Below are 16,849 nucleotides of genomic sequence, written 5' to 3' on the forward strand. Positions count from 1 at the left end.
AGATACGTAATTCTAACTATGTCTACGCTTTAAGGTTCAGTCAGTTAGATCATTGAAAAATAAGCATCTAACTCAGGATAATGTAGTTCCATTCAGAAAAATTTCCTCAACGACTGAACTATATGTACATACATACAGTTTTACAGGCATAATAAATCAACAGTTAAAAATTATCGACATGGAAGCAACAACTAAAACACTATGGAAGGTTGACCCAACGCACAGCGAGGTTCAATTCAAAGTAAAGCACTTGGTTATTTCAACAGTAACTGGCTCATTCAATAAATTCGATGGCTCACTAGAGTCCACCTCAGAAGATTTTGATGGTGCAGAAGCATCTTTTACCATTGAAACAGCTAGTGTTGACACTAACCAACAAGACAGAGATGCTCACTTACAGAGCGGAGATTTCTTTGACTCAGAAAACCACCCTAACATTTCTTTCAAGGGTAATCTAAAAAAGGTATCGGATGACGGGTATAAGCTAGTTGGCCCTTTAACTATTAAGGACACAACAAAAGAAGTTGAGTTAAATGTAGAACATGGAGGAACCATGGTAGATGGCTACGGACAAAACAAGGCAGGATTCGAAATCTCAGGTTCTATCAACAGAAAAGAATTCGGACTCACTTGGAGCATGGTTACTGAAGCTGGAGGAGTTGTAGTTGGGGATAATGTGAAGCTTCAGTTGAATATTCAATTAGTTGAAGCATAACAATTACTTGTTTATAACAAAAAAGGCTGTCTGAGGAAGACAGCCTTTTACTTTATAACTAATTACAGTAATCAACCAGTAAAATAGGTTAATATCGATATTACAACAATAACAAGAAGTACTGAAAAAAGTATATCCACCCATGTAAAACTCCCCTTTTTGAGCTGTTTCTGCTCATCGGAAAGCGTGCCAAAAGCTAACCCCTGAATATTGGCGTAATTCGGGCTGGCAGTGGCCAAGCTCGACACAATAAGTACAATTGCTGAAAACAAGAACATAAAAATAGCCATGTTCGCAAAATTGATTCGAGCATAATGATAAAGCATTCCAGATGCTACATGAACACCCGTTTCTTTGAACTGAGCTATTTGGTCTGAATAAATTAACTCCGAAGCAATTCTTAATATAGCCACCACTAAACCTGCAAATAGCGTAATAATTGCACCCTTAGAATTCATTCGTTTCCAAAGAATACCTAAAACAAATACCGCTGCAATTGGTGGAGCTATATAAGACTGTACACTTTGAAGGTACTGGTACATAACCCCACCGCCAATTTTATCCATAATAGGAATCCACACTATACCTAAAACAACCACTATACCTGTGGCATACCTACCTACTGTAAGCAATCTCTTCTCTGACTCTTGAGGCTTGAGTTTCTTGTAAATATCTATTGTAAAAATGGTTGAACATGAGTTAAAAACAGACGCCAACGAACTCATTAGAGCAGCCATTAAACCACCAGCTACTAAGCCCTTCAACCCAACAGGCAACAATGCCTTCACTAGAGTTGGAAAAGCCTCATCTGCTCTACCTAGTTCAATCAACCCTTTCTGATTTAAAGCATAGGCAATAATACCTGGGATAAGAAAGATAAAGATTGGAAGTATTTTAAGGTAAGCTCCAAAAATAGCACCTCTTCGTCCTATTTTAATATTATTGGCAGCCAGTGTACGCTGAACAATGTACTGATCGGTACACCAATACCACACTCCTACTATTGTTCCGCCAATGAGTAGACCCGTCCAAGGAAAATCAGGATCAGAAGCTGACCTCCACATATTAAAATGATCGGGGCTTGTGGCACGGACTGTTGCTTGTAATTCATCCCAGCCACCAACGGCTTGCATACCTAAAACAGTAATTACTACAGAGCCTAAAATAAGCACAACCGTTTGTAGTGTTTCCGTATAGATCACTGCTTTCATTCCGCCAATCACGGTATATAATCCAGTGAACAACACCACTCCAATGGCACCGTACCAAAAAGGAATACCCAATAACTCCGACACCACAATACCTCCTGCATAGATGGTAACTGAAACCTTGGTGATAACATAGCCTACAAGAGAAAAAATGGAAAGGAACCATCGAGAACGGCTATCGTATCTCTTTTCCAAAAATTCTGGCATTGTAAAGGCATTACTTCTGAAGTAAAAAGGCAAAAATAGCCAGCCAAGCAGCAGCACAATCCATGCATGCAGTTCATAATGTGCCATTGGCATTCCAGACTCGGCACCAGTTCCTGCCAAGCCAACTACGTGTTCAGATCCGATATTGGATGCAAAAATGGATGCACCAATAACAAACCACCCAACGTTTCTACCTGCCAAAAAGTAGTCTTCCGTGTTTTTATTCTTCTGGACTATTACCCAAACGGCCACCCCTATCAATGCGAGGAAATATAGCCCGAGCACAACCCAGTCAGCTGTTTCTAATACTGAATTCATTTGCGTTTCATGTTTTGTAAAAAAAGGTCAACTCTAAATATACAGATTTAAGGTATTCATCATTCATTAAATACACTTGCCTAAAAAAGATTGATCTCTTCGGTAGTTCATTACAAAAAAGAAGGCCTCCTTTTCAGGGAGACCTTCTCTATACGGTTAACCACTTTAGGCTTAAGCAGTCATCTCTTCTAGTTCTTTTCCTTTGGTTTCGTATACATACTTTATTACAAAGAAGATAGAAACTACCGCACCAATAGTGTACAAACTGTAGGCGAATGCCAAACCAGCTGAACCCAAGAGGATTGGGAAAGTTAAGGTAACCAAGAAGTTAGCGCCCCATTGTGCTAGACCAGCTACTGCAAGGCCTAAACCACGAATCTGATTCGGGAACATTTCTCCTAGCATAACCCACATAACAGGCCCCCAAGAGGCATTAAAAAACACCACATAAGCATTGGCAGCAATTAGGGCCATCATACCCATGGCATCACTAAGTTGAAGAGTTTCTTCTCCAGTGACCGGATCTGCCACCAAAGAGCCTGTAGCAAAAGCAACAACCACAAGGGCCAATGTGATACTCATTCCTATTGAACCAATAACCAATAGTGGCTTTCTCCCTATTCTATCTACCAAAACTAGTGCTGCAGCCACTGCCCCAATACTTAATGCTCCGGAAACAACATTAATTAATAAGGCATCGCTTTCACCAAACCCTACCGCTTGCCAAAGCACCGCACCATAGTAGAACACTACATTAATGCCTACAAACTGTTGAAATACCGCCAAACCAATTCCAATCCAGACAATTGGTCTCACTCTTCCCTTCACCTTGTCGTACAAGTCTGAGAACTTTGGCTTATGCTTATCTTTTGCCAGTGAAGCATCAATTTCAGTGACTTTACGCTTACCAACCACAGTTCCATAAAGCTTAGACAAAACCTTTTCTGCTTTGGTCTGCTTTTGTTTAGCCACTAAGAATCGAGGGCTTTCTGGTATGAATAATAAGCTTATGAAGAAGATAGCAGCTGGAATTATTTCCATCCAGAACATCCATCTCCACGTTTCAAAATCCCACCAAAGAGGGTTTTCGGCCGATCCAGAAATATTTGCGAGCTGATAATTACTCAAGAAAGAAAGGAATAAACCAATAATGATGGCTACCTGCTGAATAGTCGCTAAAGCACCACGATACTTAGCTGGAGCAATCTCTGCAATGTAGGCAGGAGCCATTACTGAAGCAGCACCAACAGCCAAGCCACCAAGAATTCTATAAATTATAAACTCACCTGAAGAACCTGCAATTCCAGATCCGTAGGCGGAAATAATAAAGAATACAGACGAGACAATGAGCATGGATCTACGCCCGTACAAATCGGCCAAGCGCCCTGCAAAAAAGGCACCTACTGCACAACCCAATAGCATTGAGGCCACGTTGAACCCACTGCCAATATCTTCGGCATTAAAGGCTGACTCCAACCCTTTTACCGTTCCATTAATTACTCCACTATCGAACCCGAAAAGGAAACCACCAAGTGTGGCTACCAGTGTTAGTCCGATAACGTAGAGATTATTTACTTTTTCTTCAGTTTTCAAAATAGTCGAGGTTTAGTTCGAAAGATCTTTTTATGATATATTATAGAGCACAGACACCAAAAATCTGCACTTCTATTGAGCGTTCGCTTAAATGTATTGATTAATTATATTTTCATATAGCTCCTGTTGACCACTTCTGGCAGGAATGTTCTGATTGGCCGAAGCATGACTTACCAAATCTTCTAGCGTAAGCTTTCCTGCTTCAAAGTCTTTACCTGTCCCTGAATCGAACGAAGCGTATCGATCATCTCTCATTTTCTTGTAAGGTGATTTTTCCAAGACAGCATCTGCGGTGAGCAGAGCTCTGGCAAAGGCATCCATTCCACCAATATGTGCATGAAAAATGTCTATCAGGTCGGTAGAGTTTCTTCTGATTTTAGCATCGAAATTGACACCTCCTCCTTGAAAGCCTCCAGCTTGAAGAATAACTAACATGGCCTGTGTAAGCTCATACACATCTACAGGAAATTGGTCTGTATCCCATCCATTTTGATAATCTCCTCTGTTGGCATCTATGCTTCCGAGTAGTCCATTATCTGCAGCCACTTGAAGCTCATGTTCAAAGGTGTGCTGAGCAAGTGTAGCATGATTCACTTCAATATTCAACTTAAAATCATCCAACAAATCATATTTAGTCAGGAACCCTAAAACTGTGGCTGCATCAAAGTCATACTGGTGTTTAGATGGCTCCATCGGCTTAGGCTCAATGAAGAAAGTCCCTTTAAACCCTTGCTTTCTGGCGTAATCTTTTGCCATATGTAAAAAGCGTGCCATATGGTCTTGCTCTCTACCCATATCAGTATTTAAAAGAGACATATAACCTTCTCTTCCACCCCAGAATACATAATTTTCTCCACCCAATTTAATAGTAGCATCTAGCGCATTCTTTATTTGTGCGCCAGCCATAGCCACCACATCAAAATCAGGATTAGTGGCCGCACCATTCATATATCTGGGATGGCTAAAACAGTTAGCTGTACCCCAAAGCAATTTTACTCCTGAAGCCTTCTGTTTTTCTAGTGCATAGTCAGTAATAAACTCTAGCCTCTTAGTAGACTCTGCGTAATTTGATCCTTCAGCAATTAGATCAAAGTCGTGAAAGCAATAGAATGGAGCACCAATTTTGGTGATAAACTCAAAGGCAGCATCCATTTTATCTTTGGCCTGCTGCAATGGATCTGTATTTTGAAGCCATGGAAAGTTTTGGGTAGGTGCTCCGAAAGGATCTCCTCCTACGCCAGTAAATGTGTGCCAATAAGAAATAGCAAACCTGAAGTGCTCCTTCATGGTTTTTCCTGCCACCACTTTATTTTCATCATAGTATTTGAAGGCCAAAGGATTATCTGACTCCCTTCCCTCAAACTGAATCTTGTCAATTCCTTTGAAATATTCCGCGTTTCCTATCAAAGTCATTTTCTAGAAGTTTAGTTGATATATTCGTTTAAGTCTCTTTTCCAGAGATGGTAAGGTTCTAAATACTCTTGCTCATTTGCAAGAGGTTCATAAACCCCACACTGCTTGTCTGTTTGTACAGATTCTTCTAATGATGAAAAGTCACCAAACGCTGTTGCAGCAGCTCTTGCTGCACCAACAGCACCAGTAGTTTCCATTATTTTGATAGAAGTTCCTGTTAGTGTCGATATAGTATTTGAGAATAAGCTAGACTGAAAAAGATTATCATTCCCTGCTTTAATAGAAGATAATGCTACGCCATCTTCTTTCAATATTTCTAGGCCATACACAAAGCTAAAGGCTATCCCTTCAAGAGATGCTCTGAGCAAATGTTGCTTAGTGTGCAAATTAAAATTGAGATTAAGCACTCTTGCTCCTCGGTTTTCATTGTAAAGCATTCTTTCGGCACCGTTGCCAAAAGGCAGAATTCTTAAGCCTTCTGAGCCAATACCAATCGACTCAGCCATTGCGTTTAGCTCCTGATAAGAGCTATTTGCCGCAACTTGTTTACGCATCCAACTATACTGAATTCCAGTACCATTAATACACAGCATTTTACCAATTCTCTTTTCAGCTTTGCTATGATTGACGTGTGCAAAGCAATTGATTCTTTCGCCTTCCCTGGTAGTAGCTTGGTCAGTAATAGCATATACAACTCCTGATGTGCCTCCCGTAGCGGCAATTTCACCAGGCTGCATTACATTGAGTGCCATTGCATTGTTTGGCTGATCACCAGCTCTATACATTACTGGAATACCCTTAGGGAGCCCCGTGGCTTTAGCCGCTTGTTCGCTAAGTTTACCTTGTTCTGAAAAAGTATCTACAAGCTCTGGAACTAAACTCCTGTCAATGCCTGCGACCTCTAATAGCCAATTGGCAGGCATTTCTTCCTTAAAGTCCCACACAATACCTTCACTCAGCCCTGAAACAGTAGTAGAACAAGTACCTGTTAACTTTAATGCTATAAAGTCTCCAGGCAACATGAATTTATGCACCTGCTCGAATACCTCTGGTTCATTATCTTTAACCCACTTCAGTTTAGAAAGCGTGAAATTTCCGGGAGAATTCAAAAGGCGATTAATGCACTTTTCTTCCCCACAGGATTGAAGCAGCTCATGACCTGTTTTAACTGCCCGACTGTCACACCAAATGATTGAAGGCCGTAAAACTTCCATTTGCTTATCTACCAAAACCAAACCATGCATCTGGTAAGAAATACCTACTCCTTTAATAGACGTACCGCTGACCTCTGACTCGTTCAGTAATTTCTTTGTAGCCTGACATAGGTTGAGCCACCAAGACTCAGGGTCTTGTTCTGCCCAACCATTTTTTGGCGAATGGATAACCATTTCCTGTTCGGGATATTGAACAGTCTTATGAACTTTACCCGTGCCAGCATCTACGAGAGCTGCCTTGATAGAGGAGCTACCAATGTCGTATCCTATCCAGAACATGTTGCGCGTTTCAGTATTTTGGAATAGCTATTCATCAAATATAGGATGATTATCCATCAGTCCATGGATAAATATCCGAATGGCAAGATACTCGAGCAGATTGGAAAGCTACATTTTGAGTTCTTGATTAGGCTCTAATAAAGAATAGCGGAATTGGTATAGCGATAAAAGTAATTAACCAGCTATACGAGCGTAATTGCGATGCTGAAGTGGCTGTTCGTAATTCTTAATGTTTCTAAAGCTATTGAAAACACCTGACTGCCTTAGCTCCAAAACCCTATCTGAATTTACAATGCACACAGAGGCCGAATCTACATCTATCGGCTGTAGGCCTTGAAAATGAACATTGGCATTATTTCCATTGCAATTAGAAAACAATACTAGATTGGCGTTATAGCCATCAATTTCGAAAGAAGAAAACTGCCCAATGGTACCAACATGAAGAATCTCAGACCTGTTGTTTTTTAAGGTCATCTGATCGAACCTCTCTGGGCATATATATATAGTAGACTTAAAACTGTTTTTTGAAGATTGACCATTATTCTCTATCAGTGCCGTAAGAATATTATTTTCACAAGCCACTTCAAAAGCTTCAAAAGCGGGGTTACCTGTTATTTCTATATGGTTGATATCAGATGCACCAATATGAAATTTTTGAACCTGAACTGAATTTACCAAGCTAATCTTCTGGGTATGACACTTCTCTACATCCACATCTTTCAACTGGCAGCCAGAAAAGGTTAAACGGTTGAGCCTAGAACCCTTAAAAGAAATATCACCAAGAAACTTACAGTTTCTAAATTCAACCTGATCGAATTGGCAATTGCGAAAGGTCAGCGCATGAGGAAATACCATATCTTCAAGCACCACGACACCAGGCATCTTAATAGCATATTGAGTAATCCTGAATTCAAGATCTTCCCCTTTCAATATCCTAATAAGCTGTTTATAACCGGTTGACCTAAGCATTGATATCACTCCTCTATAACGACAAATGCATAGATAGTTACAGATTGAAATTTTCTCAATACCTAAAACTTGGTATTTATTGCAAACGATTTCATGAGCGCTGTAAACTCACCGCTTATAAAAGTGTTTAAATTTTCTTCAAATTAAGCATGTATATACTTGATTTTGTGCGCGTTAAATCTTTCTTTCGTGAGAGTTGCTTTTGGAGTAGCCGCCTGTAAAATTTATTTGACTCATTTTAATCTGACTGACTTAATGAAGACAACTCATGCTTTGTCACATGTGCTTGATTATAACCTGACCGATAAAAACCTATTGGATGAAATCAAACAGTGGATTGATTCCAATATGTTAGTGATGGATCAGAAGTACATATGGAAAGTAGGAATTGCCACGAGTGAAGACATTGTAAAAGTTGCAGGCAAGGTTAGAAACGATTATGAATGCAAACACTTCAAGTATTGGAGAACCGATTCCTTCAAGCATTCGATGGGTTTAGTAATGAAGCTCACTAAGTATCCGTTCATATTTAAATCTACCTTGAACGAATATTGTGGAAAAGGCGCTTACATTTTCACTTACAAAGCACCTTGCCCTCCTAAAAACCTCTTTTATCATACACTACACTTCTAAGCCTCTACAGTTTTCCTTATCTTCGGTTGCATGAATAAGGGGCTTAATCATTTCTTCCAACTACCACTCTCTGAACAGATTCAGACTCTTTACAGAAATGGCACCTTTCAGTTGGCCATTCGCTACTACGGGTATAAAGTAAACCTTTACTTAATGGAAGATCAGCTCATTGAGGTCTTCTACAATCACAAACTAGATAAAATAGAAACCATTCAACCGTTGGACTACGGCCATTCAAGAATGAAATTCTATGCAGATCAAATCAGCCTAAGCTCTCTTAGAAGAAAAGTCTAATAAAGACTGATGAATTTTGAGTACTTGGGGTATTAAGAGTTCCTCGCCAGAGTTCTGGATTAAAAAGTCGCTCAGTTTCTTTCTCTGGTTATCTGAAACCTGCTTTTCCATAATGTTCTCTACCTGTTCTTTACCTCGCTGTTCATCGCGGAGAAGCACTCTTTCCATCCTAACTTCTTTTGAAGCTAGCACACAAACATTCTTATCCAACTTCTGATAAATGCCTGTTTCATAAAGCAGTGCTGCCTCTTTAAGCAAATAAGGATGGCCCAAGTTCTGACTAATCCAATTTTCGAAGTCTCTCCCTACTGCAGGATGTACCAGTGCATTCAGCACTCCTAATCGCTCTTTATTAGGAAAAACCTCCGCAGCCAAATACTCGCGATTTAAAGAACCGTCATCGAAATAACTTTCTGAGCCAAACTCAGCCTTAATAGCATCAGCCAGCTGGGTATCTTCTACCATTAACCTTTTGCCTTGATTATCTGAATTATATACAGGTACTCCCAATAACTGAAACAAATGGCTACATATCGACTTCCCTGAGCCAATACCTCCAGTAATCCCTACTAAAACAGGTTTACTCATTCTTCTTTACTTTAACCGTTTTAGGGAATACACGAACCTCTCGAAACTCTTTATTTAGCACCTGAAATTCTATTGCAATGGTTGAATCTGCTTTCATCTGACGGAAATTAGCAAAAACCCGAACCCCTGTGGTATCGGCTACATCGAAACTAGTTTCTGGAACTTTGTAATAAACCTGAGCTCTAGTGGGCAATAATTCCCAGTTGCTAGGGAAGTTTCTCTTTTCTAAAGGAATAGAGACATCTATAGAAAGTAACTGTACTACCAAGAAGCTAGCCTCCACCGAACTCAAAGAAGTAGACACTAGCCCTGGTAATTCTGGCAAATTCACAGAACCTTGAAAATCTTCTGACACATCGCTTATCTCTTCTTGAATGAATAAAGTATCTCCTAATTCATTAAGCATAGATTCTGGCCCAGTAAGCTCAACTGTTGGAGGAGATAGCTCTACCTTAGAGGCCATAACCAAATCTTCATCTAACGAGATTTGAGCAGTATCATAAGCCAGCACAACTTCTCTGGTAACCTTTCTTTCTATTTGAAATTTGATACTATCTTGAAGGAAGTAATTGATAACAATAGGCTCCAAGTTAGGTGCAATTTCAGGGCGTATACTAGAAGCCAAAACGTAACTGCTCTCGCTTGGTCTTTCTACCCTAACCTCTAACGCATTCATTTTTAGCCCAAAATAACGGGCCATTAGATCCCAACCTCCACCTGTAACTTCAACAGGGATTTTTGTAGGTAGTGGTGCTGTAGCTACGTAATTATCCTCATCAAACTCTATTGATATCGGATAATTAATGCGAGTAACATAGTCGCTCTTATTCAGCGCATTAAAAAACCAAAAGGTGGTAGATATGAATACACATATCAATACCACCTTTAATCTTTCGTCTTTCTTACTTGGTGTATTGAAAGACCTTTTAAGTTTTTCTAGTATTTCTTCAGCCTTGCTCAAGACTATGCCTTCTCATTGGCCCTTTTACTAGCTTCTAATGAAATGGAAGACTTCTCAAAAGTAAGCTTCACTCCTTTATCTACCTCTACTGTTACAGTATCGTCAGTAAGAGCGAACACTTTTCCGTGCATACCACCAATGGTTACTACACTGTCTCCCTTTTTAATCTCATTGATAAAGTTCTTCTGATCCTTCTGCTTTTTCTGTTGCGGACGAATCATGAAGAAATAGAATACAAGAGCAATTCCACCAAATAAAACCAACTGCTGCACCCAACCCCCACCTTGTGGTGTCTGTGACTGTACAAGTATGCTATAAATCATTAAAAATTATGGTTGAGGTACTGCGTTGGTTTGAACAAAACCTCTTAAGCTTAACCTTACTTGCTTAGGGTTTGTGTTGGCCACTACAGTAATTACAGGGCTCTGCTGACCCGACTTACCTTTACTATCGAACCTAACAACAATTTCACCAGTTCCCCTTGGAGGTACAGGCTCTTTAGTGTGGTTAGGAACGGTACATCCACATGAAGCAGAAGTACTCTGGATTCTTAAATCTTCAGTTCCATTGTTTGTGAATTTGAAAGTGTAATTCACAACTTCTCCTTGGGCAATAGTACCAAAGTTATGTACTGTAGATTCCCATTGGAATGAAGCGTTTGAAGTTAAGTTGCTTTCAACTGCTTGAGATGAAGCTGTAGTTGATGGAGTAGAAACAGTTCCTCTGGCTACGTTTCCATTTTCCAATTGGTTAACTCTTCTTTCTAGGTTAGCCAATCTTTTGTCCATTTCTGCATTACCACAACCAGAAAGCATTAATACAAATGCTACCAAGCTTAGAATAGAAATTTTAGTTTTCATCTTATAAAAGTTTATGCTTTTTCACCTGATTTAATTTGGCCTATTAGGTCATCTACGTCAGTCAACAACTGCTCAGCTTTCTTTCTGGCATCAGTTACCACCTTTTGGCTTTCTTCTTTTGCCATAGATGAAACCTCGATTTTACCATTCACTAAGTCTTCTAATAAATCTTCGAGTTGTTTTTTATACTTATCTAACTGATAGCTAAGCTTATCTCTCGTATTCGACCCTTTGTCTGGAGCGTACAAAATACCTATAACGGCACCTGTTGCTGCACCAAGAACAAACGCCAATAAATTGCTAGAACCTCTGTTCATATTACTTATTATCTATGAGTCCTCTTCCTGTCTTTTTAAGTTCCCCTTTCTCTTTCAGCTCTGCCGAAATAACATCTAGAATACCATTAACGAATTGTTTACTCTTTGGGGTACTATAATTCTTTGAGAGCTCAATATACTCATTAATGGTGACCTTAACAGGGATATTCCTGAAATTCAACATCTCTGCAATGGCCATTTTCAGTATAATCTGATCGGTATTTGCCAACCTATCTACTTCCCAGTTTTTGGTTTTGGCAGCTATCATCTGCGAAAACTCTTTATCACTTTCTACAGTGCTGTCGAGTATCTTTTCGAAGAAGTCTTTGTCTTCGTCCCAGTTGTTGGAGAAGTCTGGAAGCTCAAAATCTTTATGATCAGAGTCTGCCTCAACATCTCTGATAGATCTTGCTGCCAAACTCCTTACAATTGGTTTGTTTTCCTTCCAATGAATGTCTTTCTCCTCAAAGAAAGAAAGAATAACCTCTGTCTTGAAAATCAGATCTTTCACCAAGTACTCTACCAACTCCTTATCCTCTTCAAATGAAGGGTTAGCAATTCTACGGTAAGCACTAAAGGTCTCGTCTTTCTTAACTACCTCTTTGTACCAATTTTTATAATTATCTTCTTCCTCTTCCCAGCTAATATTCTTTTTAACCATGGCTACTTGAACCTTGGAGCTTTTTCTGAAGAAGTCTATAACTCTGTTTTTGGATAGATTGAAATCTCCGCTTAGCAATCTTTCTGGAGAAAGCTTTTGCTTTTTGTCTGCTTCAATTTTGCTTTGGTCGGACCAAGTGATAACAAGGCCAATCACCCAAAGAAAATAATCTATCAAAGACTCCGCATCTAGGAACATGTCCTTCTTGAGTCTTTCAAGATCTTTTTTAGAATTCTCAATATAATTCTTGTAGGCAAGTGCTGCAGCGGCCTCCACTTTAGGAGAAACCTCTTCTGAATCTTTAAGAGGAGCTCCATTCACCCTATGATTAAGGATGCTTTTGGCCTGCTTGCTATCTGCCTTTAATTGAACCTTGTCTTGTGGCTCCATTGAATTAAGATCGGGCTGAAAAGCCTCTTCAATTTCGGCCAGTCCGATATTAAAATTTGCCTCTTTGCACTGACTGAGTGCGAACAAGGTCTGCATTACTTTTACTCTAAGAGATCTCCGGTTGAGCATTTCAAGGTGTCTGAATGTTAAAATAAACAGCAGTGAGTGGTTTTTCCAACCACTCACTGTTATTTAAATGGAAAGTTTTACGTTTCCGACATCAGCGATGCGTTTTTCTGCAATTTTCATTGCCGCTTGCTGAGTTGGAACTCCCTCTTCTTCAGAAACTCTGAAGATGTTGAGAGTTGTATCATATATTTTTTCGGTCCAACTATACGCTTGTGGCTTATTGTAACTTCCCTTCAGCTCCGAAGAGATGTTAATAATTCCACCCGCATTGATTACAAAGTCAGGCGCATATACCATACCTTTTTCAACCAACATTTTTCCATGAATATTTTCATCTTTTAACTGGTTGTTGGCAGCTCCTGCAATCACCTGAGCCTTTATTCTATTCAATGTATCATCATTGATGGTGGCTCCCATAGCGCATGGCGCATAAATATCTACATCTAAATCGTAGATTTCATCCATACCTACTACTGTAGCGCCATGATCTTTAGACACTTTGGCTAGTCTTTCTTCATTAATATCTGTAATGAACACCTGAGCATTTTCTTTAGCCAAGTATTCTACCAAGTGCATTCCTACTTGGCCCACTCCTTGAACAGAGATTTTCTTACCTGTTAAAGAGTCTGAACCAAATGCCTTTTTAGCTGCGGCCTTCATACCCATGTAAACACCATATGCTGTAACAGGAGAAGGGTCTCCACTTCCGCCTATTTCTACTGGCAAACCTGTAACATGCTTAGTTTCCATACCAATATACTCCATGTCATTGGTACTCATGTTCATGTCTTCTGCCGTGATGTATTTACCATTCAGGTTATTTACAAACTTTCCGAACCTTCTCAAGAAAGCTTCATTCTTAAGCTTCTTAGGGTCGCCAATAATCACAGCCTTACCTCCTCCAAGGTTAAGACCCGATACCGCTGCCTTGTAAGTCATTCCTCTAGAAAGCCTCAATACATCTATCACAGCCTCTTCTTCAGATGCGTAATTCCAGAACCTTGTTCCTCCCAAAGCTGGTCCTAAAACGGTATTGTGAACACCAATGATAGCCTTCAATCCAGTAGCTTCATCGTTACAGAACACTAATTGTTCGTGCCCTAAACTAGCTGCCTCTTTGAAAATTGAGACACTTCGGACTTGCTCCTCGGCCTTAATTTCTTCCATTACATTCATAACATAGTTTACTTTATATTTGCCGCGGCTACGGTTTTTAGCCACAGCCGCAAAAGTAACCAAAAGATTAACATCTTCTAAGGATATTGATTCGAGGCAACCTTTAACGGAACACTGCTGTTAAGAATATCGTGAAAGAACTCAGACACCTTAATAAGTACCTTTACAAATACAAGCACCTACTCATTCTGGGCTTTATTTTTCTGGTTATCTCCAACTATTTTGGAGTTTGGCCTGCCAAAGTGGTGCGCTACGCCATTGACTATGTTACCGATAGCTACAGAGTTTATCGATTATACGAAGGCACAAGCTTAAGTGAATCTGTCTTTGAAAGGCTAGAAGTTGGTGTTCTCATTCTGGGAGCCATTATGATATTGATGGCATTTTTAAGGGGATTCTTTCTGTTTTTAGTTCGCCAGACCATTATTGTAATGAGTAGAAAGGTAGAATATGATCTGAAAAATGAGATTTTCGAACAATATCAAAACCTTCCGCTGAGCTTCTACAGAAAGAACAATACGGGCGACTTGATGAACAGAATTTCTGAAGACGTAAGTCAGGTAAGAATGTACTTAGGCCCAGGAATCATGTACGGCATTAACCTATTGGTGTTGTTCCCCATGGTTATTTATGAAATGTTGAAGGTAAATGTAGAGCTAACCATATATGCTTTACTTCCACTGCCTATACTTTCACTCAGTATCTATTTTGTAAATAATGTAATCAACAAAAGATCTGAAAAAATTCAAGAGAGCTTGTCTGATCTTTCAACATACGTTCAGGAAGCATTCTCGGGCATAAGAGTATTAAAAGCCTTTGTTCGTGAAAAAGACTCTGCCGAAAAGTTTACTACCGAAAGTGAAAAGTACAAATACAGATCATTAAGGCTCACCTTTGTGAACTCGCTGTTCTTTCCTCTAATAATGGCGCTAATAGGACTAAGCATTCTCTTAACCATATATGTAGGCGGTAGCCAAGTGATAAAAGGAGAAATCACCTATGGAAACATTGCCGAATTTGTGATTTACGTAAACATGCTCACTTGGCCTGTGACTGCCCTAGGATGGATAACCAGTATTAACCAAAGAGCGGCAGCCTCTCAAAAAAGAATCAATCAGTTCTTAAAAGAAAAGAATCACATTGAGAGCACTCAGAACTTAGAAAGAGACTTAAAAGGAGATGTAGCCTTCAACAATGTATCTTTCGACTATCCTGATTCTGGCATTAGAGCATTAGATGGAATCTCCTTTAGTGTAAAGGCTGGAGAATCAATTGCCATTATTGGAACTACTGGGTCGGGCAAGAGCACAATAGCCAACCTAATGTTAAGGCTGTATGACACAACATCTGGCTCTATTACAGTAGATGGAGAAGACATTAAGGCCTTCGATATTTCAAGCATGAGAAGTCAGATGGGTTATGTACCGCAAGAAGTCTTCTTATTCTCAGACACTATACAGAACAACATTGCTTTTGGAAGTGACAACATTAGTTTGGCAGATGTGGAACAAGCCGCCAAAGATGCAGACCTCTATGACAACATAACTGATTTCCCTAAGGGGCTACAAACCATTTTGGGAGAAAGAGGGATAACACTTTCTGGCGGACAAAAGCAACGAGCCTCCATAGCCAGAGCTATTGTTAGAAATCCAAAGGTGCTTATTCTAGATGATGCACTTTCTGCAGTAGACACAAATACCGAAAACACTATTCTGAATAGCTTATCTAGAATAATGAAGGGCAGAACAACGGTAATTATTTCCCATCGTGTTTCCTCTGCTAAGCTTGCCGATAAAATTATCGTTTTAGATGAAGGTAAAATCATTGAGCATGGCACCAATGAATCCTTATTAGCTAAAGGAGGGGTGTACAAAGAGCTTTACGAAAAACAGTTAAAGCAAGAGGAGAACGCCTAAGCAGAACACCTCCACAGGATTTTTAACACACTGTAAAATAGATATTTAGCGATTTCACTAAATGAATGAAATCGCTATTTCTTTATTAATCTAGCTAAATACTGGTCGTTATCTTGGTGAAGTATATAGGTATGCCAGCCCAACTTATCGGCTTTATCAACTAACGTATTTTGGTCTAAATAGAGCCAATCAAACCACTCTCCCTTTTCTCCTTTATATTCATACTGAAAGCTTACCTCACCATAATATCTATCCGATGGTTTTTGAGCATTTTCATAGAGATAAGAAATATCGCTACTATCTAAAATAACCTGTCCCTCTTCGGAGAGCAGCTCTTCAGCTTTATTTAGGAAAGACTCAAGCCTATCTAACTTCCCTATAAAACCTAGTCCATTCATCAAACAGAGCAACGTATCGAACTTCTGATTTTCTAGTTCAAAAAAATCTTGATGCAATACATTCTTAAGACCGGACTCTTTCATTACTGACACCGCATGAGCAGCTGTATCAATAGCTGTTACCTCATTATCAAAATGCTGAAGCACCAAAGAATGGCAGCCCGTACCAGCCCCAACATCCAAAATTCTACCTTCACAAACCGAAAGCGCCATTTTTTCTAAGTCTGGCATTTCCTCATAAGATCTAAAAAAATACCACAAAGGCATTTCTTCTGGGTCTCCATAAGAAGTATTGAGCCATAAACCATCTTCTGTTTTTCCAGCGTAAAAATCTGCCAGAGCTTTGCTGTAAACGTCCATCATAAATATTGGGCAAAAGTATTGATTTTTTCCTTGCTCTTCAGCCCAAACAATATTCGGCACTAAATAAAAGAGTCCAGTGATAAGAAAAGGAAAAGTACAATTTGCAATCGATTCAACTGAATTAAGCAACTCACATCTGCTAAATCTTAATTATCAGTATAACAGACACTTACATGAACGGCAACCATTCAAACCGTAAATTGACCGATTTGGATAAATGTAATTCTGTGCGCAATCAACAAATACG

17 protein-coding genes are annotated in these 16,849 nt (G+C 39.5%); 4 read left to right on the forward strand and 13 right to left on the reverse strand.

Features of this window, described 5'->3' with window-relative positions:
* Nucleotides 1-178 precede the first annotated feature (178 nt).
* Nucleotides 179-715, forward strand: a complete 537-nt coding sequence (locus T7867_RS02535) for a YceI family protein (RefSeq protein ID WP_068215459.1) — start codon at nucleotides 179-181, stop codon at nucleotides 713-715.
* Nucleotides 716-786: 71 nt separating this feature from the next.
* Here T7867_RS02535 and T7867_RS02540 read toward each other — a convergent pair whose 3' ends face one another.
* The 5 genes from T7867_RS02540 to T7867_RS02560 form a co-directional block, all read right to left on the reverse strand.
* Nucleotides 787-2,448 (reverse strand): sodium:solute symporter, encoded by a 1,662-nt coding sequence (locus tag T7867_RS02540; RefSeq protein ID WP_068215461.1) that lies wholly within the window; start codon nucleotides 2,446-2,448, stop codon nucleotides 787-789.
* A gap of 171 nt (nucleotides 2,449-2,619) precedes the next feature.
* Nucleotides 2,620-4,041 carry a sugar porter family MFS transporter gene (locus tag T7867_RS02545; protein WP_089082256.1) on the reverse strand — a complete coding sequence of 474 codons (1,422 nt, stop codon included), beginning with the start codon at nucleotides 4,039-4,041 and terminating at the stop codon, nucleotides 2,620-2,622.
* A gap of 87 nt (nucleotides 4,042-4,128) precedes the next feature.
* A complete protein-coding gene (gene xylA, locus T7867_RS02550) occupies nucleotides 4,129-5,454 on the reverse strand; it encodes a xylose isomerase (protein ID WP_273515757.1) in 1,326 nt (441 codons plus the stop codon).
* An 11-nt stretch (nucleotides 5,455-5,465) separates the two neighbouring features.
* A complete protein-coding gene (locus T7867_RS02555) occupies nucleotides 5,466-6,947 on the reverse strand; it encodes a xylulokinase (RefSeq protein WP_322299807.1) in 1,482 nt (493 codons plus the stop codon).
* A 174-nt stretch (nucleotides 6,948-7,121) separates the two neighbouring features.
* Nucleotides 7,122-7,916 carry a pentapeptide repeat-containing protein gene (locus tag T7867_RS02560; protein WP_322299808.1) on the reverse strand — a complete coding sequence of 265 codons (795 nt, stop codon included), beginning with the start codon at nucleotides 7,914-7,916 and terminating at the stop codon, nucleotides 7,122-7,124.
* A gap of 255 nt (nucleotides 7,917-8,171) precedes the next feature.
* On the opposite strand from T7867_RS02560, the gene T7867_RS02565 reads away from it, so the two are divergent.
* Nucleotides 8,172-8,549, forward strand: coding sequence for a hypothetical protein (locus tag T7867_RS02565; RefSeq protein WP_068215469.1), 378 nt, complete (start codon nucleotides 8,172-8,174; stop codon nucleotides 8,547-8,549).
* A 30-nt stretch (nucleotides 8,550-8,579) separates the two neighbouring features.
* A complete protein-coding gene (locus tag T7867_RS02570; protein ID WP_068215471.1) occupies nucleotides 8,580-8,843 on the forward strand; it encodes a hypothetical protein in 264 nt (87 codons plus the stop codon).
* Here the strand turns inward: T7867_RS02570 and coaE are convergent.
* The 7 genes from coaE to T7867_RS02605 all read right to left on the reverse strand — a co-directional run bounded on the left by coaE (nucleotide 8,817) and on the right by T7867_RS02605 (nucleotide 13,916).
* Nucleotides 8,817-9,431: a dephospho-CoA kinase gene (gene coaE / locus T7867_RS02575; RefSeq protein WP_273515754.1), complete on the reverse strand. Its 615-nt coding sequence runs from the start codon at nucleotides 9,429-9,431 to the stop codon at nucleotides 8,817-8,819. The genes T7867_RS02570 and coaE overlap by 27 nt on opposite strands.
* Nucleotides 9,424-10,392, reverse strand: coding sequence for a YbbR-like domain-containing protein (locus T7867_RS02580; protein WP_322299809.1), 969 nt, complete (start codon nucleotides 10,390-10,392; stop codon nucleotides 9,424-9,426). Before T7867_RS02580 ends, coaE begins: the two co-directional genes overlap by 8 nt.
* Nucleotides 10,393-10,394: 2 nt before the next feature.
* Complete coding sequence (yajC, locus tag T7867_RS02585; protein ID WP_068215474.1) at nucleotides 10,395-10,715, reverse strand: preprotein translocase subunit YajC; 321 nt, start codon at nucleotides 10,713-10,715, stop codon at nucleotides 10,395-10,397.
* Between the two features lie 6 nt (nucleotides 10,716-10,721).
* Nucleotides 10,722-11,252: a DUF1573 domain-containing protein gene (locus T7867_RS02590; RefSeq protein WP_322299810.1), complete on the reverse strand. Its 531-nt coding sequence runs from the start codon at nucleotides 11,250-11,252 to the stop codon at nucleotides 10,722-10,724.
* Between the two features lie 11 nt (nucleotides 11,253-11,263).
* Nucleotides 11,264-11,569: a YtxH domain-containing protein gene (locus tag T7867_RS02595; protein WP_068215477.1), complete on the reverse strand. Its 306-nt coding sequence runs from the start codon at nucleotides 11,567-11,569 to the stop codon at nucleotides 11,264-11,266.
* Between the two features lies 1 nt (nucleotide 11,570).
* Entirely contained in the window at nucleotides 11,571-12,749 is a 1,179-nt protein-coding gene (gene nusB, locus T7867_RS02600) for a transcription antitermination factor NusB (protein ID WP_068215478.1), read from the reverse strand.
* Between the two features lie 63 nt (nucleotides 12,750-12,812).
* The gene (locus T7867_RS02605) at nucleotides 12,813-13,916 is read right to left on the reverse strand and encodes a Glu/Leu/Phe/Val family dehydrogenase (RefSeq protein WP_068218375.1); all 1,104 of its coding nucleotides are present in this window, start codon (nucleotides 13,914-13,916) and stop codon (nucleotides 12,813-12,815) included.
* 140 nt (nucleotides 13,917-14,056) lie between these two features.
* Here T7867_RS02605 and T7867_RS02610 point away from each other — a divergent pair, with 140 nt between their 5' ends.
* Nucleotides 14,057-15,841 (forward strand): ABC transporter ATP-binding protein, encoded by a 1,785-nt coding sequence (locus tag T7867_RS02610; RefSeq protein WP_068215480.1) that lies wholly within the window; start codon nucleotides 14,057-14,059, stop codon nucleotides 15,839-15,841.
* A gap of 74 nt (nucleotides 15,842-15,915) precedes the next feature.
* Here T7867_RS02610 and T7867_RS02615 read toward each other — a convergent pair whose 3' ends face one another.
* Entirely contained in the window at nucleotides 15,916-16,662 is a 747-nt protein-coding gene (locus T7867_RS02615) for a class I SAM-dependent methyltransferase (RefSeq protein ID WP_221405958.1), read from the reverse strand.
* Between the last annotated feature and the right edge of the window lie 187 nt (nucleotides 16,663-16,849).

Origin of the sequence: Roseivirga spongicola (genome assembly GCF_034376045.1) — a bacterium.
GTDB lineage: Bacteria > Bacteroidota > Bacteroidia > Cytophagales > Cyclobacteriaceae > Roseivirga > Roseivirga spongicola.

Excerpts from the sequence above, each read along its gene's own strand:
- T7867_RS02535 (WP_068215459.1), top strand. The coding sequence starts at position 179 with ATGGAAGCAACAACTAAAACACTATGGAAGGTTGACCCAACGCACAGC.
- T7867_RS02540 (WP_068215461.1), bottom strand. The coding sequence starts at position 2,448 with ATGAATTCAGTATTAGAAACAGCTGACTGGGTTGTGCTCGGGCTATAT.
- xylA (WP_273515757.1), bottom strand. The coding sequence starts at position 5,454 with ATGACTTTGATAGGAAACGCGGAATATTTCAAAGGAATTGACAAGATT.
- T7867_RS02555 (WP_322299807.1), bottom strand. The coding sequence starts at position 6,947 with ATGTTCTGGATAGGATACGACATTGGTAGCTCCTCTATCAAGGCAGCT.
- T7867_RS02560 (WP_322299808.1), bottom strand. The coding sequence starts at position 7,916 with ATGCTTAGGTCAACCGGTTATAAACAGCTTATTAGGATATTGAAAGGG.
- T7867_RS02565 (WP_068215469.1), top strand. The coding sequence starts at position 8,172 with ATGAAGACAACTCATGCTTTGTCACATGTGCTTGATTATAACCTGACC.
- T7867_RS02570 (WP_068215471.1), top strand. The coding sequence starts at position 8,580 with ATGAATAAGGGGCTTAATCATTTCTTCCAACTACCACTCTCTGAACAG.
- coaE (WP_273515754.1), bottom strand. The coding sequence starts at position 9,431 with ATGAGTAAACCTGTTTTAGTAGGGATTACTGGAGGTATTGGCTCAGGG.
- yajC (WP_068215474.1), bottom strand. The coding sequence starts at position 10,715 with ATGATTTATAGCATACTTGTACAGTCACAGACACCACAAGGTGGGGGT.
- T7867_RS02590 (WP_322299810.1), bottom strand. The coding sequence starts at position 11,252 with ATGAAAACTAAAATTTCTATTCTAAGCTTGGTAGCATTTGTATTAATG.
- T7867_RS02595 (WP_068215477.1), bottom strand. The coding sequence starts at position 11,569 with ATGAACAGAGGTTCTAGCAATTTATTGGCGTTTGTTCTTGGTGCAGCA.
- nusB (WP_068215478.1), bottom strand. The coding sequence starts at position 12,749 with ATGCTCAACCGGAGATCTCTTAGAGTAAAAGTAATGCAGACCTTGTTC.
- T7867_RS02605 (WP_068218375.1), bottom strand. The coding sequence starts at position 13,916 with ATGGAAGAAATTAAGGCCGAGGAGCAAGTCCGAAGTGTCTCAATTTTC.